The organism is Algibacter sp. TI.3.09 (assembly GCF_038154905.1).
Lineage (GTDB): Bacteria > Bacteroidota > Bacteroidia > Flavobacteriales > Flavobacteriaceae > Algibacter.
In genome coordinates, this window is the sequence record NZ_JBAKAN010000023.1 from 1 (window position 1) to 681 (window position 681).

The following is a 681-nucleotide window of genomic DNA, read 5'->3' on the forward strand; positions in this document are numbered from 1 at the left end:
TGATATCAGCAATAGCATCTGTTGTGTTTTCAATACCACCAACAGTAATGTAAACGGTAGCTGTATCACAAGCTTGATCTGCATTATCATCACAAATGGTATACGTAAACATATCTGTTCCAACAAACCCAGGGTTAGGCGTATAGGTAAAGTCACCGTTAGGCGCTACTGTTACTGTACCGTTATTTGGGTTTGTATTAGCCGTTACTGTTTGGTTATCATTTTCAACATCATTATCATTAACTAAAACGTTTTGTGATATCACAGCATCCGGAGTTGTTGTGTATGCATCATCATTAGCATTAGTTGTATTCGGAGAATCTGTAGGTTGAATAGTTACTGTAACCGTAGCGGTATCACAAAGTGCAGGATTCGCATCATCACAAATGGTGTAAGTGAATGTATCCTCACCAATGAAACCATCATTAGGTGTATAAGTAATTGTTCCATCAGGATTCAGTGTTACTGTTCCGTTATCCGGCGTTGTAGTTTCTGTTACAGAAATAGCATCACCATCAGGATCAAAATCATTTGCAATCACAGGGATTGAAATCGGAGTTCCTTCTGGCGTTGTAGTTGTATCTGCATTGGCAATAGGCGCTTCGTTATCAGGACCACTTACCGGTAATACTTCGATATAAACTGTAGCTGTATCACAAGCTTGAGGATTACCATCATCAC

1 protein-coding gene is annotated in these 681 nt (G+C 39.4%); it reads right to left on the bottom strand.

The genetic code is table 11. The features are described from left to right. The coding region (locus V6246_RS18165; RefSeq protein ID WP_341561862.1) for an Ig-like domain-containing protein at positions 1 to 681 on the bottom strand (681 nt) is incomplete at both ends.